Raw genomic sequence first — 25,842 nt, forward strand, 5'->3', positions numbered from 1 at the left:
CAAGATGACAGGTTATAATAAAGGTTTAGAAGAATTACAACAGCAACTTGGTATCTTCTTTAATGATCTAGAGTTATTACAAAGAGCTGTTACCCATAAATCTTATGCTAATGAAAATAGACATTTGGGATTAAAAGATAATGAACGCTTGGAGTTTTTGGGAGATTCGATTCAAGATTTGGTTGTCAGTGAGTATATGTTTATTGAGTATCCCAATCATCCCGAAGGAGAGTTGGCTAAGATTAGATCTGTTGTTGTCAGTGCTCCAGTATTAGCAGAAAAAGCCAAAGAAATTAATCTAGGTAAATATCTACTTTTGGGAAAAGGGGAAGAGATGACTGGTGGTAGAGACAGAGACTCTATCTTAGCTGATGCCTTTGAAGCCTTAGTTGGTAGTATTTACTTAGATCAAGGATTAGAGATAATTAAGGGCTTTATTTTGGAATTATTAATCCCTGATATTAAGTTAGTAGAGCGGGGGGAGCATATTCAAGATTATAAGACCTTATTACAAGAGTTGGTTCAGAAGAACTCTAATTTGAGACCAGAATATGAAGTTGTTAAGGAAGAAGGACCAGACCACAATAAGAGGTTTACTATTCAAGTAAATCTTGAAGAGCGGGTTTTAGGTGTGGGTGCAGGAAGCAGTAAAAAAGAAGCAGAACAAAAAGCAGCTGAAGATGCTATTAATAAAGTGTAAAGTAGCTCCCTGGGGAGCTACTTTTTCTTTAACTATTAATTTATTCTTTTGGTTTTTAAATTAATTTTGCTGCTATAAACTGTATTTATATTATAGATTGTGCTAGTTGTATTTTAATATATTTAAGATCGTATTATGGCTATATTAAGACAGTAACGAGAGGAAATTTTTACTCGTTACCCGTCACTCGTCACTGATTACTAAAGTGCCTTAATATCTCTAAATTATATTAGTTTTGACTAGTATAAAATGATTGTTATTTGGGGGGGTTATATGAATTTTTATCTTTATCAATTTAAGTGGCTTGTTATAGCTTCAGTAGTGGGAATATTGATCGCCTTCTTTTTTGTGGTTATTCCTGAAGGATTCCTCTATGATATCAGTGGAAGAGATTATGGAGAGGATGGTAGAATAGAGAACTTTACTGCTATAACCCAACTAAATGATTCTTCTGTTTTAGCTGCTGGTTATAGCAGTAAGGCTTCTAATGATCAAAACAAAACTGCTTATCTTCTAAAGGTGGCTTTAAATGGCACTCAGAAGTGGGTTAGCAATTTTAAGGAAGAGGGTAATATCAAATTCAATGGAATTGAAGAAGTAGCAGATGGTGGAGTTGTATTAGTAGGTGAAAGCTCTTCATCTAACAATAATAAAACAGATGCTTATCTAATTAAGGTGGATAAGAAAGGTAATAAAGAGTGGTCTAGAAGATTTGGAAGTAAATATGGAGCTTCTTTTAAGGTAGCTAAGGAATTAAATGATAAGTCTTTACTTATAGGGGGAAAGGTCAAAATAGCTAAGGGAGAAGACTCTTTTAATCAGCAAGCTTATCTAGTCAAATTAGATAAGAAGGGCAAGCAAGAGTGGATAAAGGGTTTTGGTGGAGAATATTATGATGGAATTAACTCCATTATGGAGAGCAGTGATGGTGGTATTATTTTAGTAGGTTATTATGGTACTAATAGATATAGCTATAGTAGAAGTGCCTACATCATCAAGCTGGATTCGGGAGGCAATCAACAGTGGTCTAAGCTTATTGAAAAAGATGGATATAATAGTAGTTTTAACTCTGTTCTAGAAAATCAAGCAGGAGAGCTGATCCTGGTAGGTGAGGTGCAAGGCAAAGAAGGTGAATCCTATGGTGCTTATATAGTTAAACTAAATGCTAAAGGAGATACTTTATGGACTAAGGTCTATCAGAACCTAGAGAAAGAGGACTATTATCTATTTACTGATGTTAAAGAAGCAGAGCGTGGCTACTTTATAGCTGTGGGGTATAAATTAATATTTATTGAAGAGGATAATGATTATCGTCATGTAGCTTATGCCGTTAAATTCAATCAAAATGGCCAAGAAGAATGGGCAAAATCCTTTAGGTCATCTTATCAGGATGGGGGATTTAATGCTATTGCTAAGACTGAAGATGGTGATTTTATCTTAGGAGGATGGATACAAGATCGCCACGAGATCGACGGTTATTTGCTAAGAATAGATGCTCAAGGTGAAGAGATTAAATTTGAGAAAGCAAGGGGCGAGTAATTAAGTATGGTATAGATAACCAATTATAAAATGAAATTTAATCGGGAAATTGTGATACTTTAAGATTAAGCATAAGTATAAGTAAATTATAAAAACAATATTTTATGGTTTTCAAACTCAGATTTAGATTTAAATTTCATCTTAAAGTTGAATGAGTATATAATAGGAGGCTAGATAAATGTATGATTTAATTGTAGTAGGTGGTGGTGCAGCAGGAATGATGGCTTCAGGCATAGCCGCTAATCGTGGTAAAAAGGTCTTATTATTAGAGAAGAATGAACAGCTAGGTAAGAAGATATTGATTACTGGTAAGGGTCGATGTAATTTGACCAATGACTGTGAGATAGAGGAGATTATCAAAAACTTTCCAGATAACGGTAAGTTTTTATATAGTGCCCTATATACCTTCTCCAATTGGCAATTAAAAGATTTCTTTAATAAATTAGGGGTTAAAACCAAAGTAGAGAGGGGAGATAGGATCTTTCCTATTTCTGATTCTGCTAGAGATGTTGTGGAAGCTCTTAAAAGATTTATTACAGATGCAGGTGTTGAAATCAAATTAAAGACTTCTGTAGATAAAGTCATTGCTGAGGGTAAAGAGGTAAAGGGAGTTAAAGATTCTGATGAAAAAGAATATTATAGCTCTAATGTACTAATTGCCGTTGGTGGGAAGTCATATCCAACAACAGGTTCATCTGGTGATGGTTATACTATGGCAGAAGAACTAGGACATGATATAAGTATGATTAAACCATCTCTAGTTCCTTTAAAGACTAAGGAGGAGTGGGTTAAAGAATTACAAGGGTTGAATCTAAGAAATGTTAGTGCTACTTTGATAATTGATGGTAAGAGGAAGAAAGAAGAGTTTGGGGAGATGTTATTTACCCATTTTGGAGTCAGTGGACCTATTATCTTAACTTTAAGCCGTGATGTAGTTGACTATTTGGGTAAGGCTCAGATTAAGCTAAGCATTAACCTTAAGCCTGCTCTATCCTATGAACAGCTTGATAATAGGTTACAAAGAGATTTTGAAGAGTATTCTCGTAAGCAGTTTAAGAATAGTTTAGGAGACCTCTTGCCAAGTAAGCTAATACCTGTCATCATTTCCCTATCATCTATTCCAGAGGATAAAGAGGTCAATCAGATTACTAAAGAGGAGCGGCAAGAGTTGCTTGAACTGTTAAGCAATTTAGAAGTGACTGTGATAGGAACTATGGGTTTTAACCTATCTATTGTAACCAAAGGTGGGATAGCTACTGAGCAGATCAATCCAAGCACCATGGAATCTAAATTGATTCAGGGACTCTATTTTGCAGGAGAGGTCATCGATGTAGATGCTTATACTGGTGGTTTTAACCTTCAAGGTGCTTTTTCAATGGGATATTTAGTAGGAAGTAGTATATAGTAGTTATATCTTATCTTCTTAAACATATTATTATACTATAATTATACTATAAAAGTATGTTTAGGAGGAGAATTATGCCAAGGAGATTTGATAATTTCAAAAATTTTGTAGAGAGATTGGTATTGACTACGATAATTATCGGTTTTATTATAGTAGTAGGGGTACAGATGGTCTTAACTAATCCTAACTTTAAGGATAGCTTAATAGCTAAGCTACCAAAGGTTGAAGATATTTTGGCTTTTGGACAAAGGGAAGATTTTAAAGAGAAGGCCCAAGCGGTATTTACTACAGTAGAGCAAGAAGACTATATAGTAATCTCTTTACAGAATAAGGTATCCTATCCTGAGGTCAAAGTCATTATGAATGGTCAAGTGATTGGGGATTTTAGTAAAGGATACCTTAAAGTCAATATCGAAGAAGGGGACTATTTAACTATTGATACTCGTGGAATAAATGATGGTCTCTGGTTTGAAGTAACTGGTATCTCTAATGGTATTAAAAGCTTTAGGAGAGGTCAACAATTTTGGTTAAAGGATGAGCTTAAGACCTTGGGAAGAGTGGAAAGTCTAAATAAATTTTAAATTTAACTTGCTTTAAAATAAAAGTTATGTTAAGATGTTGTACAACAGTAATAAAGTAGTATGGTATAACGGTAGGTAGTAGAATAGTAGTTTTATTACTGGGGTAAGTAATTTGGTAGGGATGATAACAATCAAATAATTTAGTAGAGTAGTACAGTAGGTGAGGTAGGTTTATTCTTAGGATAACTATAGGTACCCCTATTTGTACGGGGTACTTTTTTTATATCTAAAGTTATAAAAGTTCTGGGATAACAGATAATATTCTATAACAGAGAATATATAATTTCTTTATAGAGGTGATAAACTTGGCAAATAATGAAGAAACAAGTAAGAAGGTGGCAACAGCAGCAATTAAGATGGCATTAAGTGATAGAGATGAAGAGAATCTTTTAAAGGCAGCTTATAAGGAGCAGAAAATGAAGGTGGCAGCAGTTGATTTTGGTGGGAATTTTAACTCATCAGTTAAGACTATGATTGAAAGAGCAATTGTAGCTGCTAAGAGAGAAGGGGTTATTAAAGAGACCCATACCGAGCAAGGAGCAGTAGCAGGAGCTACTAGAGAAGCTTTGATTCAGATAAACCCTAAAGCAATTGGCTTTAATGTAGGTGGTAAGATTGGAGTTGCTAGAGAAGGAGACCATATCAGTGTAGCTGTCTTCTTTGCTATTGGCTTATTACACTTAAATGAGATGGCAATAGGATTGGGTCATAGAGCAGTAACGTAAATTCAGTTGGCAGTTGATAGTTTACAGTTAAAGATTTAAAGTACTTTGAGCTACAACTATATACTGTAAATTGTAAACTGTAAACTTAAAATTAGGTTGGAGGTGAGATTGTGATTAGGGGAATCAGAGGAGCTATTACAGTAGAGAATAATGATACAGAGGAGATATTAGTTGCTACTAAGGAACTATTAGAGAAGGTTGCTGAAGAGAATGGAATAATTGAAGATAAGATTGCTTCAATCATCTTTTCGATGACCTCTGATTTAAATCAGGTCTTTCCAGCAGTAGCTGCAAGGGAGTTGGATTGGACTAACGTTCCATTATTCTGTGTTAAGGAGCTAGAGATTGAGGGGGCTTTAAGTAGATGTATTAGGATCTTGATTCATTATAATACTGACAAAAAGCAAGATCAGATCAAGCATATTTATCTAAAAGGAGCTAAAAGTTTAAGACCAGACTTAGTAGAAGAGGAGGAAGCCCACAATGGTAGATAAAAGAGTAGTAAGAGAAGAGATTATGGATATCAAACCATATATTCCTGGAAAACCAATAGATGAGGTTAAGCGGGAATTAGGTCTTAAGGAAGTAATTAAATTGGCTTCAAATGAGAACCCATTAGGACCATCGCCAATGGCAATTGATAAGATGAAAGAGGCAGTTGCTAAGGTGAATATCTATCCTGATGGAAATGTACATAACTTAAGACAGAAGCTAAGTAAGAGCTTAGGGATTGAAGCTAACCAGTTAATTTTTGGCAATGGATCAGACGAGTTACTAGTATTATTGGCCCAGAGTTTTATCAAGGTCGATGATGAAGTAGTAATAGCCGATATTACCTTCAGTGAATATGAGTTTGCTACTAAGATTATGGGTGGAAAGGTTGTAGAGGTGCCTTTAAAGGACAATACCCATGACTTAGAGGCTATGTTAGCAGCAATAACCGCTAAGACTAAGATGGTATTTATCTGTAATCCTAACAATCCAACAGGTACTATTGTTGAGAGAAGAGAGGTTGAAGAGTTCTTAGCTAAAGTACCAGAGGATGTAATTGTAGTCTTTGATGAAGCCTATTATGAGTATGTAGATAATAGTGATTATCCTCAAACTATAAATTATTTAAATGAGTATGATAATGTGATTATCTTAAGGACATTCTCTAAAATCTATGCTTTAGGTGGATTACGATTGGGTTATGGAATTAGTAATTCAGAATTAATCGGCTATATCGATAGGGTAAGACAACCCTTTAATATCAACTCTATAGCTCAGGTTGCTGCTGAAGCAAGCTTAGATGACCAAGACCATGTACTGAAGTCCTTAGAGTATAATCGGCAAGGTAAGCAATACCTATATCAAGAGTTTGAACGATTGGGATTAGATTATATTCCAACTGAGACCAACTTTATCTTAATAGATTTGGGTAGGTCTAACCAAGAAGTATTCCAGCAGATGCTTAAGAAGGGGATTATTATCAGAAGCTTAGCCTCTTATGGTTATGAGACTGAAGCTAGAGTAACTATTGGTTTGCCAGAAGAGAATAAGAAGATGATTAAGGCGTTAGAAGAAGTATTATCATAATTTAAAATCGAGTGTAAAGTTATAGCTAGACTTAATCTAAAAATATTAACTCTAAAAATGAGTAGAGAGAAGCAAGTAGAAAATAAGGAGGAGATAGAAATGGTAATCGTAATGGAGAGTAGTGCAAAGCAAGAGGAGATTAAAAATGTAATTGAAAAGATTGAAGCGGCAGGATTTGAGGCACATCCTGATAGTGGTAAGACTCAGACTATTATTGGAGTGGTAGGTGAAGGTAGAAGAGAAGAGGTACTTAACTCTATTGGAGCTTTTCCTGGTGTTGAGAAGGTAGTAGAAATCAGTAAGCCTTATAAATTAGCGGGGTTAGATTTTAAGCCTGAACCATCGGTAATAGATATTGATGGTGTCAAGATTGGCGGAGGACACTTTGCAATTATGGCAGGTCCATGTGCAATTGAGAGTAAAGAGCAATTATTTGAAGCGGCTGAACAAGTTAAAGAAGGTGGAGCTAAGATTTTACGTGGTGGTGCTTTTAAGCCTAGAACATCTCCATATAGCTTCCAAGGGATGAAGGAAGATGGATTGAAATTATTAGCAGAGGCTAGAGAGAGAACTGGGCTTAAGATAGTGACTGAGGTAATGGATACTAGGGATGTAGAGTTGGTAGCAAAATATGCTGATATCTTACAGATTGGTGCTCGTAATATGCAGAACTTCTCTTTATTAAAAGAGGTAGGAAAGACTGATAAAGCAGTATTATTAAAAAGAGGTATGACTGCTACTTACAAGGAACTATTGATGGCTGCTGAATACATTATGGCTGGTGGTAACTATAATGTAATCTTATGTGAGCGAGGAATTAGAACCTTTACTACTGAAACTAGAAATACTGTAGATATGGCTATCGTTCCTGTAATTAGAGAGTTAAGCCACTTACCTGTAATTATAGATCCAAGCCATGGTACAGGAAATTGGAAATATGTATCACCATTAGCAAAAGCAGCTTTAGCAATAGGTGCAGATGGTCTGATGGTTGAAGTACACCCTGACCCTAAGAATGCTTTATGTGATGGACCTCAATCATTAAAGCCTAACAAGTTTAAGGCTATGGTAGAAGAGTTAAAGGCTATAGCAGCAGTTACTAATACTGAGATTTAAGGGGATAGATATGATCAAAAGAGTAGCGATTATTGGAGTGGGATTAATTGGCTCCTCTTTGGGCTTGGCTTTAGGTGATATTCAAGAGGTTGAAGAGGTTATTGGAATTGATAAAAATCAGGATTATCTACAAGAGGCTTTAAATATAGGTGCGATTGATAAAATTGCTAGCTTAAAAGAAGGGGTTAGAGATGTAGATTTAATTATATTAGCTACTCCTGTGGGTATAATTAAGGATTTGGTAGTAGAGGTGCTGCCTTATATCGATAACAAAACAATTATTACTGACGTTGGTAGTACCAAATCTACTTTGGTTAGAAAACTAGAGGTCTTAGTTGGAGACCATATCTATATTGGAGGTCATCCAATGACTGGTGCAGAGACCTCTGGGCCAAGTGGAGCAGATAAGTATCTCTTTGAGAATGCTATCTATGTATTAACAGAGACTGAGAAGACGGATCAAGCTAGCTTGGCAGAACTTAAAAATATATTGGAGAAAATAGGCTCACAAGTTTTGGTTTTATCTCCTGAAAATCATGATAGGACGGTGGCTGTAACCAGTCACCTTCCCCATTTAATAGCAGTAAATCTGATGAGTGTAATCGAGCAATTTAGTCAAAAAGATGAGCAGGTTACCTCTTTAATTGCTGGAGGGTTTAGAGATACTACTAGAATAGCGGCAGGAGATCCTGTGATGTGGAGAGATATCTTCTTAAATAATAAAGAGATGGTCTTAGAGACAATCGATATCTTTGAGGAGAGGTTAAGCTCCCTTAAAGAGCTAATTCTAAATAATCAAGGCGAGATCCTGGGGGAAACCTTAGCAGAAATTAGGGATGCTAGAGTTAGACTGCCAATGAAGAAAAAAGGATTATTGCCAAGTAATTTTGAGCTGATTATAACCTTAAAGGATAAACCTAACGCAATTGGAAGTGTAGCCTCATTATTAGGAGATGCAGAGATTAATATCCAAGATATAGAGGTTTTAAAGGTTAGGGATGAAGGTGGAACGATTAGATTAAGCTTTAGTCAAGAAGAAGAACAGGAAGAAGCCTACAGACTATTAAAAGAGAAAAGCTATAAAGTAATTAAGAAGTAGGGGGATTAGAGATGAGATTGAGAGTAGAAGCTAAGGGTGGTTTACAGGGTAGAATAAAAGTTCCAGGAGATAAATCTATCTCTCACCGTTCTGTGATGTTAGGATCATTAGCTGAAGGGAAGACAGAGATAGAGGGTTTTTTAACAGGTGAGGACTGTTTGAGTACAGTTAAAGCCTTTCAGGATATGGGAGTTAAGATTGAGGGTGTTGGTACTGATCAGATGGTAGTTCATGGGGTAGGCTTAAGAGGGTTAAAAGAGCCAAAGGATTTATTGGACTTTGGTAACTCAGGAACTACTACTCGTTTGATGCTAGGGATATTAGCAGGGCAAAAGTTTTACTCTGTAGCAACTGGTGATGATTCTTTAAAAAGTAGACCGATGGCTAGGGTAACTAAGCCTTTAAGTACTATGGGTGGAGAGTTCTACGGGCGTGATAATGCTAACCTTTTACCAATTACAGTGGTTGGTAAAGGTGAATTAAATAGTATCTCCTATGATTCTCCTGTAGCCAGTGCTCAAGTTAAATCAGCTGTTTTATTAGCTGGATTATATGGTGAAGGGGTAACTGAAGTTAGAGAACCTGCCAAATCTAGAGATCATACTGAGCGGATGTTAGAGTACTTTGGGGCTAATATCGAGGTTGATGGTCTAGCAGTTAAGGTAGAAGGTAATCCAAAATTAACAGGTAAAAAGGTAGTTGTCCCTGGTGATATCTCTTCGGCAGCCTTTTTGATGGTAGCAGCGATGATTACCGAAGGATCAGAGATAATTATCGAGAATGTTGGCTTAAATCCTACTAGAGATGGTGTAATTGAGGCTTTAAGAAAGATGAAGGGGAACTTTGAGTTGTTAAATCAACGTGATGTCAATGGTGAGCCAATAGCAGATATTAAGGTTAAGAGTAGTCAATTAAAGGGAACGGTAATTGATGGTGATTTAATCCCTCTTCTAATAGATGAAATTCCAATTCTAGCAGTAGCAGCTAGTCAGGCAGAAGGAAAGACTATTATTAAGGATGCTGAAGAATTGAGGGTTAAAGAGACTGATAGAATCGATGCTATGGTCAAGGAATTGACTCGATTGGGTGTAGAGGTTAAGGAGAGAGAGGATGGAATGGAGATTGTAGGTAAGCAGCAGATAACAGGTGGAGTGACTTGTCAGAGCTATCATGACCACCGGATTGCTATGTCTATGGCAGTAGCAGGTTTGATTGCTGAAGGCGCAGTAGAGGTAGAAGGTGCTGAATGTATCAATATCTCTTTTCCCAACTTTAAAGAATTATTAGATAGTTTATCAAAATAATTTAAACTTCACCAAGAGAAGGCAGATTAATCTGTCTTCTCTTATTTTTTGTCATTAATCCATCAAACCATATCTCCCCTCCTAATATCCAAAGTGTTGCAATATACCGATATTAAGCCATTTGTCTAAGGATTAATAAACAAAAGCTAAATGCATTTTTTACAAAAAAGTTGAAAATCTTTTTAATTTTAAAGAAAAGAGAGGAAATTTTCAATAATAGTCGAAGTAATTAAGTAAAGAATCTTGTCTATATAAGATGGGGTGATATATTGAAAAAAGATGATGTTTTAGAAGCGTTTAAAGAGATAATAGGTTATGATTTTAGCGATAATATAGAAATATTGAGAAGGATTATTGATAAGACTGAGGAGTTTTATGGTTTGATCTCAGATAAATTACCTGTGATTGAGCAAAGTATCGATGAGACAATAGTAGAGACAGAGATCTTGGTCAATTATTTTGTAGAGGATAATCAACCTTTGGAGGATAGTCAAGATTTTAGATTATCAAATATCTTAGAGGATTTACAAGGTCAGATTGGAGAGGTTTATAACTCTTTATTGGATCGAAGTGATATTATTGATATCTTATCTGATTTTATTATGGATAGTGATGATGAAGAGAGCAAGTTCTCTCAAATATTGACCTTGACTAAAGAACTAAATGATTCTTTGACTGATCTTAAGGACTTATCAATTAATGCGATTATATTTTCAATCAAAGCTGAAAACAATGGAGCTGGTTTTGGAGTAATCTCTAATGAGATTAATCGCCTTTCAAATGATATTAAAGCTAAGTATAGTTTGATTGAAGGTAATGTACTTATTTTACAGGAGTGGTATGAAGAGTTTGTTGATAATTTACGAGCTTTAGCAGCAATTGAAGATGAGATTGGCGATAAATCTAAGGATAGGACTAAAGAGATCTTTACAGATGTATTAGAGTCATTAGAGAAGATATCTAATATATTAAGGGACTTTATAGAACATATTAAGATAGGTGTAGAACCGATTTATGATATTATTGTGTTACTCCAATATCAAGATATTATTAGGCAGAATTTAGAGAATTTAATAGAGATTTTAGTGACTTTAGAGGTAGAGGTTAATACCCTAGATTTGGAGGAGTACCAAGAGAGTAAGTTTATAGATATGGTTATCTTTATAGATAATGTCGCAGGTCTTTCTAGGGGATTGATGGAGAATATCTTAAGCCAATTAGAGGAGTCTATCTTCAACATAAGTGATAAGCTTATGAAGATCAATGAGAATCTTATCAGCTTAAAAGAAGAGGATGATAAGATTAGAGAGCTTTTATCAGAAGATAGAAAGGGGTTAGATAGAGCTGATAGCTTAGATAGAATCTATCAAGAATTAATTTCCTTCATTCCTGAATTTACCTCCAAGATGAATAGCTTAGAGGACAAATATGACAGTTTAATTAGGGATAAAGATAGTTTTTATGACAATATGGAAGGAATTGAGCAAGGCTTAGAGGAGATTGATAAGGTAGCTAAGAGGTTTAAGAAGTTAGAGTTAATGGCTAAAATTGAATTTTCTCATATAATGGGCACTAAACACTCCTTTGTCAATGGAATAGAAGAGGCTATCAATCAATTTATCAATTCCAGCAAGGACAATAAGGAACTTTATCAGCAACTTAAGGATAAATTACAAAGTGATTATAGTACCTTCCTAGAGTTTGCATTAAAGAATAAACAGAATATAAATAGCTCTAAGGAAATTGTAAATAGCTCTAAGGAGGGTCTGTTAACTGGCAGAAGGTTGGTTAAAGAGGCGATGGAGTCTTTACATTTTTCAATAGATTCTTTAGGAGTGGAGTTGGCTGCTCTTACGACAGAGATGGAGAAATTTTATCTTTTAGAGGAGCAAGGACAACAGGTGTTATCTTTTTTGTCTAAATTAAAGTCAAAGACTTCTAATATCAAGGAATATTATTTAGAGAATTCTAAAGATATAAATTTTGAAGAGAGTAATGAACGGTTACAAGAGCTGATCGATAAATTTACAAGCTATTTAGAGAGAAAGACAGCTCAAGAAGAGATTGGTGATTTAGAGATCGATACTGGTAGTGAAGGTGGGGAATTGACATTGTTTTAGATGAAAGCTTTCTGGTGATTTACAAATCTTATAAAACCGTCTATTTTAATAGATTTACTATAGATAAATTAATTTGAGCCTAGGCTTGAGTTAAATTAGATCCTTAATTTTAGGCTATTTAGCCTTAAACTTAAAGTTAACTCATTACAGAATCTATTATTATTCTTTATTATTAGTTTTAAAGAGGGGGAATTTTTATGGAAAAATTGTTGCTTGTCTTACCAGAAGAGCTAACTATATATAATGTGGCCTCTTTTAGAGAGGAGATTTTAGAGAAGCTAAACTCTAATGGAGTCTTATTTGATTGTGATAAGTTAGAGTATATTGATGCTGCAGGAATACAGTTATTACTCTCTTTAGAGAAGACTTTGCTAAATCAAGGGTCCACTTTGGAATTGATTAATTTAGCTGATGAGGTTGAAGAGAGTTTAACCTTATTTGGAATGGATAGTATATTGACTTTAAGAAAGGAGATGTAAGTGATGGCAAAGAAAATTTTAGTAGTTGATGATTCTAGAACTGTTCGTTCTTCAGTAAAATACACTTTAGAGAAGGAAGGTTATGAGGTGATTTTAGCTGAAGATGGTAGGGATGGATTAGAGAAGCTAGAGGATAATTCTAGTATAACTGATAGACCAAAGATGATAATTACTGATGTTAATATGCCTAATATGGATGGGATTACCTTTACTTCTGAGGTAAAAAAGAATAGAAACTTTAAGTTCGTCCCCGTTTTAATTTTAACTACAGAGTCCCAAGACAAGATGAAATTAAAGGGGAAAGAAGCAGGGGCAGCAGGATGGTTGGTGAAGCCTTTCTCACCAGAGCAGTTAATTGGTGTTGTTAAGAAGTTTGTCCGTTAACTAGTTCTATAGAGATATAAATTTATAGATTGGGGGGAATTGAATGGGAGAAGAGACTTTAATAAATATTTTTGTTGAAGAATCTGAAGAGATATTAGAAGAATTAGAGATTGATTTAATACAGCTAGAGGGAAATCCCCAAGATGATGAACTGATTAATAAAATCTTTAGAAGTATGCATACACTTAAAGGTAGTGCAGGTTTGACTGGGTTAACAGATATAGCTGACTTTGTTCATCATGCTGAAGATGTATTGGATAAGATTAGAAATCATTCTTTGCAAATCAATTATGAAATTATAAGCCTATTATTAGAGAGTAGAGATATTATAGAAGCTATGGTTAAGCAGATATTTAATCCAGAGTATCATGTTGACCAACAGAAGGTTATTGAAATAAGTACTGCATTTAAATTCTTTTTAGAAGCCCCTGTTAGTAATCAAGGTGCTAAGGATTTTGTAGAGGAGAAACAAAAGCTTAGTGAAGAGGACAGTGTCTATCGGATTAAGCTAAAGTTGAATAATAATCTCTTTGAGACTGGGACAGACCCTCTAGGTTTGATCAAAGAATTGTCAGACTTTTGTGACGTTTTAGATATTAATGTTAATCTTTCTAGAATACCTGAGATATATGAGTTGAATCCAGAGGGTTGCTATCTGACTTTGACTATATTTGTCAAGACAAGTGACTCTTTAAAGAGGTTGCAGGATGTCTTTATCTTTATTGAGTTTTATAATGAGATTGAAATTGAAGAGGTTACAGAGGACTTTAAAGATGGATTGGACCAGACTCTAGCAGAAAAGCTGACAGGCGAGATACTTGTAGAACGAGGTATTGTAGAGGAAGAGGATATTGAAGAGGCTTTAGAGGAGCAAAATAGAATAGGAGAGATTCTATCCAAAAGAGGTAAGGTAAGTAAGAAGCAGGTAGAGAAGGTAGTTGGTGAACAGACTAAGGTCAGAAATATTAAAGAAAAGAGTAGTATCAAGGTTGATACTTATAAGCTAGAGCAGCTGATGAATAGTATGGCTGAGCTGGTAATTAGTCAGGCAAAAGTAAGGGATTTAGTCTTTCAATTCCATAATAATAAAGAGACAGAGTTTGTAACTGCTTTTGATGAGGTTGACAAGAGAATCAAAGATTTACAAGAAGAGATTATGAAGGTAAGGATGGTTCCAATCGGTGATACCTTTATCCGCTTTAAAAGGTTGGTACGTGATCTCTCTAAAAAGCAAGGAAAAGAGATTGCTTTAGAAATTAAAGGAAAAGAGACAGAGCTTGATAAGAATATTATTGAACAGATAGCAGACCCTCTTAAACATATGATTAGAAATTCTATTGATCATGGTATTGAACTTCCAGAAGAAAGAGAGCAGGAAGGTAAGAATAGAGTTGGAAAGATTACTTTAAGTGCATATCATAAAGAAGGAAGTATTATTATTAAGGTTGTAGATGATGGAGCAGGTTTAGATAAAGATAAAATATTAAGAAAAGCTATAGATAAAGGAATAGTAAATAGAGAAGATAAGCTAAAGGATGAAGATATTTATCAATTAATCTTTGCTCCAGGTTTCTCCACAGCCCAGGTTGTAACTGAGACCTCTGGTAGAGGGGTAGGGATGGATGTAGTTAGAAGTAATATCGAGAGATTAAGAGGAACAGTCAATATCTCTACTGCACTCAATCAAGGTACTACCTTTAAAATCAAATTGCCATTAACCTTGGCCATTATTGATGGGATGGCAATTAAAGTAGGGGAAGAGAACTTTATTATCCCAATGAATGCAATTTATGAGTTCATTCAACCAGCACCAGAACATCTTAAAACCGTTAAAGGAAAAGGTGAGGTTGTTAAAGTTAGAGATAACTATATAACTTTAACAAGGCTACATAGCTTATTTAATATCGAAGCTAAAGAGACTGATCCCACTAAAGCTATAGTAGTTGTTGTTCATGATGAGGGTAAGAAGACTTGTCTGTTAGTAGATGAAATTTTAGGACAACAGCAGGCTGTAGTTAAGAGTTTAGAGGATAATTATACTTATGTAGAAGGAATGGCAGGAGCTACTATCTTAGGAAATGGTAATGTAGCTATGATTTTAGATATTTCAACGATTATTAAGATGGCACTAAGGTAGTTAAGAGTTAGAAATTAAATTATTTACTATTCACTATTGATTATTAACTATTAACTGATTTAAGGGGTGGGTTATGATGAAGAAGGTATTGATTGTTGATGATTCTTATGTGGTAAGGCATCTATTAAAGCAGCTTTTAGAAGAGATGGAGCATGAGATAGTAGGTGAAGCTGAAAATGGCTTTGAAGCTTGTTTAAAGTATAAAGAACTTCAACCAGACTTTGTAACTATGGATATTGTTATGCCAGAGATGGATGGGATTGAGGCTGCTAGAAGGATTATATCCTTTGATTCTGATGCCAATATAATCATGTGTAGTTCCATGGGGCAAAAGCCAATGGTCTTAGAGGCTTTAGAAATAGGTGCGAAAGGATTTTTAGTAAAACCTTTTAAGAAAAAGCAGGTTCAAAAGGGAATAGAACGACTAAAAAGGCAATTTGAAGTAGTATAATCTCTATTTGAAAGCCAAATAATTCAAGGTGAGGTGACATATTAAGATGAAAGAGAGTAAAGATAATACTATGAATATCTTAAATCAGCAGTTGACCAATATTTCAGCAGAGAATCAATTCTTAACTTTTAAGGTAGTGAACGAGGAATATGGTGTTGATGTCTTAAGGGTTCAGGAGATTATCCGTTATATTAAGCCTACAGAAATACCAAATACCCCAGAGGTAATGAAGGGGGTTATCAACTTTAGAGGTGAAGTAATTCCAGTCATTGATTTAAGGAAAAAGTTTGGATTTGATTTTGGTGAATATAATGAATTTACTGTCATCATCGTCTTAGAAGTAGAGGATAAGATCATTGGGGTTATTGTTGATCAGGTCTCAGATATTATTAGCTTCTCTACAGAAGATATTCAGGATAATCTAGAATTTGGCTCAGATATTGATACCAAATTTATTAAAGGTATGGCCAAAGTAGAGGATCGTTTGATTATGCTATTAGAGTTAGAAAGATTAATCTCTTTTGAGAACTTTAAAAAGATCAATAATTTAGATACAAATATGGTTTTAGCAGAAGAGAATCAAGAGAAAGAGGAGCAAGATGAATTATAATTATCTACTTGATAGCGAGCTTTTTCAAAAATTCAGTAAATTGATCTTTGATAGAATCGGTATTAATTTGTCTGATAAGAAGAAAGCAATGGTTACTTCACGCCTCTCTAAAAGGTTAAGACAGTTAAAGTTAGCTGACTTTGAAGATTACTATAACTACTTGAACTCCAATCAAGCAGAGCTGGTTCAGTTATATAATCTATTAACGACAAATGTAACTAGATTCTTTAGAGAAGAATATCACTTTCAATTTCTCCAAGATAAGGTATTGCCACAATTAGCTACAAGAAAGGATAAGACCCTAAGGGTTTGGAGTGCAGGATGTTCTAGTGGAGAAGAGGCTTATAGTTTAGCTATAGTATTGAAGGAGTTCTTTTCTAATAAGGGCTGGGATATAAGGATACTGGCTACTGATATCAATACTGAAGTCTTGGAGATTGGCAAAGAGGGTATCTATCATTTTGAGCAAGTAAAGGATATCCCTTATAATTTGTTAACTAAGTACTTTAAGCTTGGTACTGGTGAAAATCAAGGTCTCTTTAAAGCAAAGGATAGCTTAAGAAAGATGATCAAGTTTCAGAGGTTGAATTTAAATCAAAGTGGTCTTTATCCAATTCAGGCAAAGCTAGATTTTATTTTCTGCCGTAATGTCTTTATTTACTTTAAAGAGGAGACTAAAAATAAGGTTTTAGAAGGCTTTTATCAGCAGCTAAAGGACAGAGGCTATTTGTTTTTAGGACATTCTGAATCTATTCCTATCAGTCACAAATTTTCAAAAGAATGGGCTTTAGTAGCTAAGACTACTTATCAAAAGATTTCATATAATAATTAGAATAACTCACTTTAAGAGTGAATTGTATGATTAGATTAAGTTTGAGTTTAAGATCAAGACTAAATAGTTTCAAAGAAAGCAAAATACAAGATTTAGTTGAATTCAATCTTAGACTTAGACTAAAAACTATTAAATTGATTTTTTATAGTATAGGAATTTCCAGCAAAATTGTTAATAGATTAATAATTTCCTAATAAGAAAGGGGGGTATAGATGAGTGGTTTAAATCTAAAGAGGAAGATAAGGGTTTTAATAGTCGATGACTCCCCTGTAGTAAGGCAGTTATTGAGAGTAACTTTAGAGCAAAGTGATCAGCTAGAAGTAGTAGGGACTGCTGGTGATCCCTATTTGGCAGTACAGAAAATCAAGGAGCTTAATCCTGATGTGTTGACCCTTGATGTAGAGATGCCTAAGATGAATGGTTTAGAGTTTTTAAAGAGGCTAATGATTGCCCATCCGTTACCTGTTGTAATGGTCAGTACCTTGACCTTAAGTGGAAGTAAAGTTACTCTAAAGGCTCTGGAGTTAGGTGCTGTAGATTTTGTAGCTAAGCCTAATTTAAGTGATAAAGAGGAGAAAAGGGAATTTCAAAGAGAGATTATAAGCAAGGTAGAGACGGCGGCTAAGGTAGATATTAGAAAGTTAAAATCTCATAGTCTACATATCGCTGATAAATCTATCCAGTTGAAAAAAGATACCTCTAATAAGCTAATTGCTATCGGAGCTTCTACAGGTGGGGTAACAGCAATTAGGAATATATTGCCCCACTTTCCTAAAAGCAGTCCAGGTATAATTATTGTGCAGCATATGCCTCAGGGCTTCACCAAAACCTTTGCAGATAACTTAGATAAGATAAGTTCAATCAAGGTCAAAGAGGCTGAAGATGGGGATCAAGTACTAGCTGGTCAAGCCTTAGTAGTTCCAGGTGGTTATCATATGAAGATTATCAAAAAAGGAAGTAGTTATTATAGTAAATTAATTACTGGACCTAAGGTTAATTATCAACGCCCTGCAGTAGATGTGACCTTTGGCAGTTTAGCTCAGATTGCAGGAGCTGAGACTATTGGGGTTCTTCTGACAGGTATGGGCAAGGATGGAGCTAAAGGGTTGAAGATGATTAAAGATACTGGAGGCTATACCTTAGTCCAAAACCAAGAGACCTCCACTATCTTTGGTATGCCTAAACAGGCAATAGAGCTGGGAGCTGCTAGTGAAATAGTTGCTTTGAATCAAATACCCAGTAAAGTTATCGACTTATTAAATGATTAGAGAAGGGGTGGTTGTTTTGTTTAAATCTATTAAGAAGATGATGACTGTACGTAATAAGCTATTATTATTTATACTAGTACCTTTAGTAACTACATTATTGGCTTTGCTTTATCAGAATTATAATCTGGTGATAGATAATGTAACAGCTACTGTAGAAAGCAATGGTCTAGAACAGGTTAAGAATAACGCTAAATTAATCGATAATTGGTTGACTGCTAAGGAGAATGAAGTCAAGCTGTTAGCTAATTCTGTTAATTTAGAGGAGGGTTGGAACCAGAAACAAGAAGAGTTGTGGGTTATCATAGATAAGTTAAAAGCAAACTCTTTACAAGGAACCTTTGCTAATTTGATGTTAATAGATCTTAATGGACAAGCTTGGACTACCCAGGATAGAGGTGTATATGACTTAAGTAAAAGAGATTACTTCCAGCAGGTTAAAGAGAGTAAGTCGATGTTTATCAGTGATCCAGTCAATTCTAAACTGAGTGGTAAAGATATCTTTACAGTTACAGTTCCACTAACAGATCAGTCTGGTAAGATGATAGGAGTTTTAGCAGGAAATGTACTCTTAAGTCCTTTACAAGAGATTGTAGATGACTTTAAATTAGGTCAGACTGGCTATGCTTATCTACTTAATTCTATAGGATTAACTATTGCCCATCCAGATAGGCAGAATATTTTGAAATTAGATTTGACAAACTCTAATAATAGTAAAATATCAACAGAATTGGCTAGTATATCAGAGAATATGATTTCTGGTGATTTTGGTAAAGCAAGTTATAATTATGAGGGGATAGATAAATATGTTTATTATCATCCAATAGGGGAGGCAAATTGGTCTTTAGCCTTGACTGTTCCAGTTAAAGAACTGACTGTAGCAGCTGATGAGATCTTTAAGAAGTCTGCAATTGGTTATGGGGTATTATTAGTGATTATCTCCATAATTGTATTCTTGCTCTCTGGTTCTATTGCCAAAGCAATTCAAGAGGTACAACAGGTTTTAGCTAAGGTTGCTAAGGGAGATTTTACGGAAAAGTCTAAGGTGAGAAGTTATGATGAGCTTGGTAAGATGGCCAAGAGTTTAAATATAACTATCGACCAATTAAGTGAAGTCTTGCACAAGGTACAACGAAGCTCAATCAATGTCAGTAATGCATCTGAGGAGATATCTGGTGGAAATCAGGATTTATCTCAAAGAACTCAAGAACAGGCATCATCTTTAGAGGAGGTTTCAGCAACAATCCAGCAGATTACAGCTTCTATTCAAGAGGTAGCTGCTAGCTCAGATAATACTGACAATTTAGCAACTAAGACTATGGAGGTCATAGAAGAGGGCTCACAGGTAGTAGGGAGAACGATGGAATCTATGAGCAAGATTACTGCAAGTAGTAAAGAGATTGCAGCAATTATTAATGTAGTCAATGATATTGCTTTTCAGACGAACTTGTTAGCCTTAAATGCAGCAGTAGAAGCAGCTAGAGCAGGCGAGCATGGTAAAGGTTTTGCAGTAGTAGCAGCAGAGGTAAGAAACCTATCAGCTAGGACTGCTGAGTCGGCTAAGGAGATAGAGAACTTAATTAGCAATATAATCAGCCAGATTGAAGAGGGTAATCATTTGGTAGAGGAGACAGGCAACTCTTTACAGCAGATAGTAGAGAATAGTAAGCATACTTCTGAAGCGATTGCTGAGATTGCAGTAGCTATGGAGGAACAGAGTTCTGCTGCTGGTCAGATTCAAGGTGCAGTAGAGGAGTTAAATCAGGTTACCCAACAGAATGCTTCGATGGTAGAGGAGATATCAAGTTCTAGTGATTCACTAAATGATGAGGCTAATGAACTAGCTAATATTATCAGTGGATTTAAGTTCAGTAATGTTAGTACTAGAAAGCAAGTTTCTACTAAAATCGGACAGGAAGATTATAGAGATGATGAGATCTTTAATCTTTTAAAAGATAATAAGAAATTTAATGAAGATGATTTTGAAAGATTTTAATCTTTAAAAATAAGAGGTGATTTATAAATCACCTCTTATTTTTTAAAATTTATAAAGTGGTGATGGTATTTGTGGTAAAATTCATTGGAGATAAGGTTGTAAAAGAGATATTTGCAGGGGATATTTATGTTAATGATAATTCAGATATTATTATCTCTACTTTATTAGGGTCATGTATAGCGGTTTGTTTAATAGATGATAGAAATTCTGTCTGCGGGATGAATCATTTTATGCTTCCAACTAAAAATTATAAGAAAAGTAATGCTAAGGATGGTAAGTATGGGGTGGATGCTATAGATTTATTGGTTAGAGAGATGATAAACCAAGGGTCATCTGTTACTAATATAAAGGCAAAAGTCTTTGGAGGGGGAGAAGTTACAAGTATAGTTTCTGATAATGTTGCTAGAGCAAATATAGAGTTTACAAAAAAGAGCCTTCAAAGCTATTCTATCCCAATTGTAGCTAAAGATGTAGGAGAAAGATATGGTAGGCAGATTTATCTCTTATCCAATGGGGATGTCTATGTTAGAAGGTTTAGACCGCAGAGTAGTTGATAAAATTAATTGATATTAGAGATCCTGTTAGTTAAAACTGGTGTGATAGGGAGATATTAAGGCAGTAACGAGTGATGAGAATAGTTTCTTACTCGTTATCCGTCACTCGTCACTGATTAATAAACTGTCTTAATACTCCCATTAAGGTCTACTAGCTATGAAAATAACAATATAAATAAATGGAAATTAATTTAAAAAGATGGAGGGGTTTGTAGCTGGTTATAGAATTAATAAAGAATATCCTTAAAAATAATTGGGATTTAGTTAAGAAGGAATTAAAGAGAAGGAGTGAGGCAGGTGAAGAATAAATTGAAAAATCTGAAAATTGGAACAAAGTTATTTCTAAGTTTTGGTATTATAATCTTGTTAACACTATTAGTAAGCTATCTTAGTCTTGCTGGAATGAAATTGGTAGAAGATGAAGTAAGCTTAGCAGATGATGCTAATAGAATGATTAAAAGTATGCTGGATATTAGAAAAGAAGAGAAGAACTTCATATTAAGTGAAAATGAAGAGTATATCAGTGAAGTTGAAAGCAGGGTTGAAGATATTTTAGTAGATGCTAAGGAGATTAAAGCAAAATTTACTAAAGAAAGTGATATAGTTATTATAGATAAAATTATAACTAATATAAGTGATTATAAGAACTCTTTTTCTAAATATATCCTCCAACATAGTCAAAGAGAAGAGTTGTCTAAAGTAATGGTGGAAAATGCTAGAGTTGCTATCAAACTAGCTACTGAAGTGAGGGAGAATCAAGCAGCAGATGTTAAATTGGCTTTGGCTAATAACAGTGCTGATGAGGTAGTTGAGAATAATATAGAGGTTGCTGATGATAGTAATAGAATAATTAAAGATGTATTGACTATAAGGACAGATGAGAGAAACTTTATTATTAGTGAAGAGCAGGAAGATGCTACTTTAGTAGAATTAGAACTTGAGAAGATAATAGAGCAGGTCCAAGAGACCAAAGGAAAATTAGACCTTGATGAAGTAGAAGAGCGTAAGAAATTAGACCAGCTCATTTTAGATATAAGTGAGTATAGGACTGCTTTTATTGATTATACAAAGGCTATCTATCAACAAAATTCATTAGAAGAAGAGTTGATGGCTGAAGCTCTTGCAGTTGAGCAGAGTTTACAGAGCTTAGCCGAAGTTCAAAAGGGGGATATGAGAAATACAATTTCTAAGAGTAATAAGACAATCCTGATTATTGGATTATTAGCAATTATTATAGGGATAGTCATCTCTTTGTTGATTACTCGTTCTATTATCAAACCAATTGATAAGGTGAAGGGAGTGTTAGCACGGCTAGCAGAAGGTGACTTTACTAATACTGTTGAGGTTGAAACAAATGATGAGATTGGTGAGATGGGAAGAGATCTTAATAGAACTGTTAATGTTTTGAATGATATTATTAATGAATTTGAGAGAATATTGGCTAAGGTAGCTGATGGAGACTTTAGTGAAAAAGTCAATATTAAGACAGATAATCAGTTAGGAAGTATGGCTAAAAGTCTTAACTTAGCTATTAGTTCCTTACAAGAGACTATTCAGGATATAGAAGAAGTATTAAGCAGAGTAGCAGAGGGGGACTTTACTAGCAAGGTAACTGTTGAAGCTAAAAATGAGTTGGGAAAAATGGCAAATAGTCTTAATGAGACAATTGACTCATTAAATAGGGCCTTGGCTCAGGTACAAGATTCATCAATTACTGTAGATACTGCTAGTGATGAGATTGCTAATGGTAATCAGGATTTATCTCAAAGAACTCAAGAACAGGCTTCTTCTTTAGAAGAGGTATCAGCTACAATTGAACAGATTAATGCATCAATTCAAGAGGTAGCTGCTAGTTCTGAAGAAGCAAGTAGCTTTGCTAAAAATAATAGAGAAGTTGTGAATAAAGGTTCTGAGATAGTAGGAGAAACAATGAAGTCAATGTCAAAGGTTACAGCAAGGAGTAAGGAAATTTCAGATATTATTAATGTAGTTAATGATATCGCTTTTCAAACCAATCTCTTGGCCTTAAATGCAGCAGTAGAAGCAGCTAGAGCTGGAGAGCATGGTAAAGGTTTTGCAGTAGTAGCTGCTGAAGTGAGAAACTTATCGGCTAGAACTGCTGAGTCAGCTAAGGAGATAGAGAATCTAATTAGTACTATTATTGAAGAGATTGAAGAGGGGAATGAATTGGTAGAAAAGACTGGCTATTCCTTAGAGGAGATTGTGCAAAATAGTAATCAGACTGCCCAAGCTATTGAAGAGATTGCTGCTGCTATGGAGGAACAAAGTTCTGCTGCTAATCAGATTCAAGGAGCAGTAGAGGAGTTAAATCAGGTTACCCAGGATAATGCTTCGATGGTAGAGGAGATCGCTAGTTCTAGTGAGTTATTAAATGGAGAGGCGAAGAATTTATCTCAAGTAGTCGGAAGGTTTAGATTAAATTCAGTTAATGAATATAATAATTTTCAGGAAAATAAAAGCGTAGCTGATAAAAAAAGCAATAATCATAGAAGGTTAGATAGAATAATGAAGATTGATGAAGAAAATTTTGAGATATTTTAGTAAGGTGAACATAAAGTTCCTCTAGCTTCAAATAGGTAATTGATAATCTTTATAGAAGTAAATATTATCAATAATCAGTATTATCAGAAGAAGGAGGTTTGAGTAAGGAATTGGGTTTAGTGATTTATTATCACTATTTTGTATTAGATTTATATTGGACAACTAAAAAAGTAGAAGGAGTAGATGAATGATGTCTAACTTTACTAAATTGTTCTTTAATAGATCAATTGCTTTTCAACTTTATTTTTTAGTATTTCTATTGGTTGTATCTATTAGTCTGACTGGGTTTATGGGCTTTAATGGGATAGAGAAGGTTTTAAATATAGTAGATTCTTTTAAGCATAATTTTGTACCAACTTATGAATTGATATTAAATGCAGACCGTGATTTTCAACAGGCAAGAGTAGCACTTATGCAAGGGGTTAATGAAAGAAATAGTAGCCTTGTTAAGCAACTTAAAGGAGCTTATGAAGAGAATATACAACAAACCAAAGATCGTTTTAATAGTTATACACAGACTGAAACTGTTTTTGAGCAAGAAGTAAAGCTACAAGAAAAGTTTAATGCTGAGCTAGAGAATTATAGTAAGTTAACAAGTGAAATCTGGAGATTGGTTGAAGAGAAAGTAGATGATAGTGCTAGGATAGAAAGTTTATTAGAAGAGGAACAAAGTCAATTTGAACTTACACGAGGAATTATGAATACAATTCAAGAAGAGTATACAGAAGCATCAAATCAATTGAATGAAAAGTCAAAGGTTATAGAAAAAAACGTTACTTTTAAAATAATTTTACTTTCAGTTTTGGCTGCATTGGTCGCTTTAATTATTTCTTATTTTATTATTAATGGGATAACTAAACCGCTATTAGCTAGTGTTAGCTTAGCTGAACAGATTGCTGAGGGGAATTTCAACATATCAAAGCTAGATTATAATAGTGATAATGCAATTGGTAAGTTAATCAAATCATTAAATAAAATGAACGAATCCTTGACCACTGTGATTGGAGAAATTAAAGAGGCTTTAGCTAAGATGGCTGAAGGTGATTTTACTAAGAAAATCACTATCAATGCAGAGAATGAATTAGGTGAGATGGTAAATAGTATTAATTTAACAGCTGATTCTTTAAATCAAGTAATCAATAAATTTCAAGAGGTATTAGCTAAGGTAGCAGATGGTGACTTTACAGAGAAGGTTGAGATAGAGGTAGGCAATCAATTAGGCAGTATGAAAGATAATCTAAACTTTACAATTGATTCTTTAAATCAAGTGATCAACGAGTTTGAAAAGGTATTAGCTAAAGTAGCAGATGGTGATTTTACAGAGAAGGTTGAGATAAAAGTAGGAAATCAATTAGGTAGTATGGGAGATAATTTAAACTTTACAATTGATTCTTTAAATTTAGTAATCAATGAATTTGAAAAAATCTTATCTAAAGTTGCCAAAGGGGACTTTAGAGAGAATGTCGATATAGAGGTAGGGAATCAATTAGGAAAGATGGCTAAAAATCTTAATACAACTATAAATTCCTTAGGTGAGGTAATCTCTCAAGTAAAAGAAACGGCTATGAATGTCGACAATTCTTCTAATGAAATTGCTAAGGGAAATGATGAGTTATCTCAAAGGACTCAAGAGCAGGCATCATCTTTAGAAGAGGTATCAGCAACAATTGAGCAGATTAATGCATCTATTCAAGAGGTAGCTGCTAATTCTGAAGAGGCTACTAATTTTGCTAAGGAGAATAGAGAGGTCGTTGAAAAAGGATCTATGGTAGTAGGCGAAACTATGAAATCAATGTCTAAAATTACTGCAAGTAGTAAAGAAATATCAGATATTATTAGTGTTGTTAATGATATAGCCTTTCAAACAAATTTATTAGCGCTTAATGCTGCCGTAGAAGCAGCAAGGGCAGGAGAGCATGGTAAAGGATTTGCAGTAGTGGCAGCAGAGGTTAGAAACCTAGCTGCTAGAACAGCCCAGTCATCTAAAGAGATAGAAAATTTAATCAGTATGATTATCGATCAAATTAAAGAAGGTAATGAATTGGTAGAAAAGACAGGTTACTCATTAGAAGAGATTGTTCAAAATAGTAATCAAACTGCCCAAGCTATTGCTGAGATCGCAACAGCTATGGATGAACAGAGCTCAGCAGCTTCTCAAATTCAAGGAGCAGTAGAGGAGTTAAATCAAGTTACTCAGGATAATGCTTCAATGGTAGAGGAGATTGCTAATTCTAGTGAGATTTTAAATGGCGAAGCGACAAATCTATCACAAATAGTAGGAAGGTTCAGATTAGGTTTTGATAGAAACTATAAGATGAGTGATGCTAATAATTTAAGAGAAGACCAACTTAAAAAATTGAATGAGATTATGAGTATTGATGAAGGAGATTTTGATAGATTTTGAT

Annotated in this window: 22 protein-coding genes; all 22 read left to right on the plus strand. The window is 34.5% G+C overall.

The window, feature by feature from the left end; translation table 11 throughout:
* Positions 1-4 precede the first annotated feature (4 nt).
* The 22 genes from rnc to BX659_RS11605 all read left to right on the plus strand — a co-directional run bounded on the left by rnc (position 5) and on the right by BX659_RS11605 (position 25,841).
* Positions 5-700 (plus strand): ribonuclease III, encoded by a 696-nt coding sequence (rnc, locus tag BX659_RS11500; protein ID WP_097018429.1) that lies wholly within the window; start codon positions 5-7, stop codon positions 698-700.
* A gap of 273 nt (positions 701-973) precedes the next feature.
* Positions 974-2,239 (plus strand): hypothetical protein, encoded by a 1,266-nt coding sequence (locus BX659_RS11505; RefSeq protein WP_097018430.1) that lies wholly within the window; start codon positions 974-976, stop codon positions 2,237-2,239.
* Positions 2,240-2,417: 178 nt separating this feature from the next.
* The gene (locus tag BX659_RS11510) at positions 2,418-3,644 is read left to right on the plus strand and encodes a BaiN/RdsA family NAD(P)/FAD-dependent oxidoreductase (protein ID WP_097018431.1); all 1,227 of its coding nucleotides are present in this window, start codon (positions 2,418-2,420) and stop codon (positions 3,642-3,644) included.
* A 74-nt stretch (positions 3,645-3,718) separates the two neighbouring features.
* Positions 3,719-4,225 carry a hypothetical protein gene (locus BX659_RS11515; RefSeq protein WP_097018432.1) on the plus strand — a complete coding sequence of 169 codons (507 nt, stop codon included), beginning with the start codon at positions 3,719-3,721 and terminating at the stop codon, positions 4,223-4,225.
* Between the two features lie 305 nt (positions 4,226-4,530).
* Positions 4,531-4,950: a HutP family protein gene (locus BX659_RS11520; protein ID WP_097018433.1), complete on the plus strand. Its 420-nt coding sequence runs from the start codon at positions 4,531-4,533 to the stop codon at positions 4,948-4,950.
* 110 nt (positions 4,951-5,060) lie between these two features.
* The gene (gene aroH / locus BX659_RS11525) at positions 5,061-5,444 is read left to right on the plus strand and encodes a chorismate mutase (protein WP_172431924.1); all 384 of its coding nucleotides are present in this window, start codon (positions 5,061-5,063) and stop codon (positions 5,442-5,444) included.
* A complete protein-coding gene (gene hisC / locus BX659_RS11530; RefSeq protein WP_097018435.1) occupies positions 5,434-6,528 on the plus strand; it encodes a histidinol-phosphate transaminase in 1,095 nt (364 codons plus the stop codon). Before aroH ends, hisC begins: the two co-directional genes overlap by 11 nt.
* Positions 6,529-6,627: 99 nt before the next feature.
* A complete protein-coding gene (aroF, locus tag BX659_RS11535) occupies positions 6,628-7,644 on the plus strand; it encodes a 3-deoxy-7-phosphoheptulonate synthase (protein ID WP_097018436.1) in 1,017 nt (338 codons plus the stop codon).
* A gap of 10 nt (positions 7,645-7,654) precedes the next feature.
* A complete protein-coding gene (locus BX659_RS11540; RefSeq protein WP_097018437.1) occupies positions 7,655-8,743 on the plus strand; it encodes a prephenate dehydrogenase in 1,089 nt (362 codons plus the stop codon).
* Between the two features lie 11 nt (positions 8,744-8,754).
* Positions 8,755-10,047 carry a 3-phosphoshikimate 1-carboxyvinyltransferase gene (aroA, locus tag BX659_RS11545; protein WP_097018438.1) on the plus strand — a complete coding sequence of 431 codons (1,293 nt, stop codon included), beginning with the start codon at positions 8,755-8,757 and terminating at the stop codon, positions 10,045-10,047.
* 269 nt (positions 10,048-10,316) lie between these two features.
* On the plus strand, positions 10,317-12,167 hold the full coding sequence (locus BX659_RS11550) for a hypothetical protein (RefSeq protein WP_097018439.1): 1,851 nt from the start codon (positions 10,317-10,319) through the stop codon (positions 12,165-12,167).
* A 197-nt stretch (positions 12,168-12,364) separates the two neighbouring features.
* Positions 12,365-12,646, plus strand: coding sequence for an STAS domain-containing protein (locus BX659_RS11555; RefSeq protein WP_097018440.1), 282 nt, complete (start codon positions 12,365-12,367; stop codon positions 12,644-12,646).
* 3 nt (positions 12,647-12,649) lie between these two features.
* Complete coding sequence (locus BX659_RS11560) at positions 12,650-13,030, plus strand: response regulator (protein ID WP_097018441.1); 381 nt, start codon at positions 12,650-12,652, stop codon at positions 13,028-13,030.
* Positions 13,031-13,073: 43 nt separating this feature from the next.
* Positions 13,074-15,167: a chemotaxis protein CheA gene (locus BX659_RS11565; RefSeq protein ID WP_097018442.1), complete on the plus strand. Its 2,094-nt coding sequence runs from the start codon at positions 13,074-13,076 to the stop codon at positions 15,165-15,167.
* A gap of 76 nt (positions 15,168-15,243) precedes the next feature.
* Positions 15,244-15,618, plus strand: coding sequence for a response regulator (locus BX659_RS11570; RefSeq protein ID WP_308870993.1), 375 nt, complete (start codon positions 15,244-15,246; stop codon positions 15,616-15,618).
* Positions 15,619-15,664: 46 nt separating this feature from the next.
* Positions 15,665-16,228: a chemotaxis protein CheW gene (locus tag BX659_RS11575; protein ID WP_172431925.1), complete on the plus strand. Its 564-nt coding sequence runs from the start codon at positions 15,665-15,667 to the stop codon at positions 16,226-16,228.
* The gene (locus BX659_RS11580) at positions 16,218-17,060 is read left to right on the plus strand and encodes a CheR family methyltransferase (RefSeq protein WP_097018445.1); all 843 of its coding nucleotides are present in this window, start codon (positions 16,218-16,220) and stop codon (positions 17,058-17,060) included. Before BX659_RS11575 ends, BX659_RS11580 begins: the two co-directional genes overlap by 11 nt.
* A gap of 212 nt (positions 17,061-17,272) precedes the next feature.
* Positions 17,273-18,328, plus strand: coding sequence for a protein-glutamate methylesterase/protein-glutamine glutaminase (locus BX659_RS11585; protein WP_097018446.1), 1,056 nt, complete (start codon positions 17,273-17,275; stop codon positions 18,326-18,328).
* Between the two features lie 7 nt (positions 18,329-18,335).
* Positions 18,336-20,321, plus strand: a complete 1,986-nt coding sequence (locus BX659_RS11590; RefSeq protein WP_253250758.1) for a methyl-accepting chemotaxis protein — start codon at positions 18,336-18,338, stop codon at positions 20,319-20,321.
* A 71-nt stretch (positions 20,322-20,392) separates the two neighbouring features.
* Positions 20,393-20,875 carry a chemotaxis protein CheD gene (locus BX659_RS11595; RefSeq protein ID WP_253250759.1) on the plus strand — a complete coding sequence of 161 codons (483 nt, stop codon included), beginning with the start codon at positions 20,393-20,395 and terminating at the stop codon, positions 20,873-20,875.
* Positions 20,876-21,172: 297 nt separating this feature from the next.
* Entirely contained in the window at positions 21,173-23,437 is a 2,265-nt protein-coding gene (locus BX659_RS19445) for a methyl-accepting chemotaxis protein (RefSeq protein ID WP_097018449.1), read from the plus strand.
* A gap of 190 nt (positions 23,438-23,627) precedes the next feature.
* A complete protein-coding gene (locus BX659_RS11605; protein ID WP_172431926.1) occupies positions 23,628-25,841 on the plus strand; it encodes a methyl-accepting chemotaxis protein in 2,214 nt (737 codons plus the stop codon).
* Position 25,842: the final 1 nt, after the last annotated feature.

The organism is Orenia metallireducens (assembly GCF_003001995.1).
GTDB lineage: Bacteria > Bacillota > Halanaerobiia > Halobacteroidales > Halobacteroidaceae > Orenia > Orenia metallireducens_B.